The sequence below is a fragment of the Actinomycetospora aurantiaca genome (genome assembly GCF_037401875.1).
Classification (GTDB): Bacteria; Actinomycetota; Actinomycetes; order Mycobacteriales; family Pseudonocardiaceae; genus Actinomycetospora; species Actinomycetospora aurantiaca.
This window is the reverse complement of record NZ_JBBEGN010000041.1, coordinates 1-1,364: the sequence shown is the minus strand read 5'-3', so window position 1 is coordinate 1,364 and position 1,364 is coordinate 1. Positions and strand designations below refer to the sequence as shown.

Annotated in this window: 1 protein-coding gene; it reads right to left on the bottom strand. The window is 70.5% G+C overall.

The window, feature by feature from the left end:
- Positions 1–8 precede the first annotated feature (8 nt).
- The gene (locus tag WCD74_RS29810; protein ID WP_444876354.1) at positions 9–1,316 is read right to left on the bottom strand and encodes an IS30 family transposase; all 1,308 of its coding nucleotides are present in this window, start codon (positions 1,314–1,316) and stop codon (positions 9–11) included.
- Between the last annotated feature and the right edge of the window lie 48 nt (positions 1,317–1,364).

Here is a 1,364-nt window from a genome sequence, read left to right as displayed (position 1 = left end):
GGCGGGTTCTAGGCATCGTCGCAACACCGCTGCTCGTCGGCCTGGGCGAGCAGGCTAGCAAGGCGCTCGGCTGGGCTGTCCCAGTCGAGTGTCTTGCGGGGTCGGCCGTTGAGTTCGGCGGCGACGGCGGTGAGGTGTTCGGGGGTGTGGACCGAGAGGTCGGTGCCCTTGGGGAAGTACTGGCGCAGCAGTCCGTTGGTGTTCTCGTTGCTGCCGCGCATCCAGGGGCTGGCCGGGTCGCAGAAGTAGACCTCGAGGTCGGTGGCGGCGCGGACCTCGTGATGGCGGGCCATCTCCGAGCCCTGGTCCCAGGTCAGCGAGCGGGCCAGGTGTGTGGGCAGGGCGGTGAATAGTTCGATCAGGGCGTCGCGTACCGCCAGGGCGTCGCGGCCGGCGGGCAGGGCAGCGAGCATGGTGAACCGGGTGCTGCGCTCGACGAGGGTGACCATGGCCGAGCCGTTGTCCTTGCCGATGATCAGGTCGCCCTCCCAGTGGCCGGGCACGGCCCGGTCGGCGACCTCAGCGGGGCGCTCGGAGACCATCACCATCGGCTCGCTGAACCGTGGGGTGCGTGCCTCGGGGTGGCGTCGGGGACGACGGATGGCCCGGCCCGAGCGCAGCCAGGACGCGATCTGGCGGCGGAGTTCGCCGCGTCCCTGCACGTAGAGCGCCTGGTAGATCGTCTCGTGGCAGAGGTGGCGTTCGGGCTGCTCGGGGAACACCCGGGGCAGTGTGCGGGCGATCTGCTCCGGGCTCCACCGCTTCATGAGCTGCTGCTGGACGTGGGCGTGTAGGGGCTGGTCGGTCTCGAGCTTGCGCGGTTGCGGACGCGCTCGGCGGGCGGCGGCGGCCCGGTCGGCGGCGTAGGCGCCGTAGCGGCGCGCGGAGGGCACGTCCTTGACCGGGTGGATGTAGCAGTGGCGCTTGAGTTCCCGGCAGATCGTGGACTTGTTCCGCCCGAGCAGCTCGGCCAGCTCGGTCTGGGTCAGATGCTGATGATGGTCGGCGATCACCACCCGCTCATCGAGGGTCAGATAACGGCCACGCTCGGCCAACGGCGGCAGCAACGCCACCACCGTGGCCAGCTCGACGACACGCGTGTCGCGTTCCTCGTCGCGTTCCCGCGCCCGTTCTCGACCCCGCAGCACCGCGCGCTGCGCCTGCTCCGGGTCCTCCCAGCGCCGCACCGTCGACGGTGAGACCCCCACCTGTCGACCCGCTTCCTGAACCGCAACACCAGCCGCCACAAGATCAACGTAAGCGGCGTAGCGCTCCGGATTCCGAGCGCCACGCCGCCCGCTGGACCTCTCGACCATCGCAACCCCTCACCCTCAAGGTGTTGCGACGACGCCCCGAATCCGCCC

What these genes read in the sequence shown, in the direction of transcription:
- WCD74_RS29810 (WP_444876354.1), bottom strand. Translation starts at nt 1,316, where the DNA reads ATGGTCGAGAGGTCCAGCGGGCGGCGTGGCGCTCGGAATCCGGAGCGC.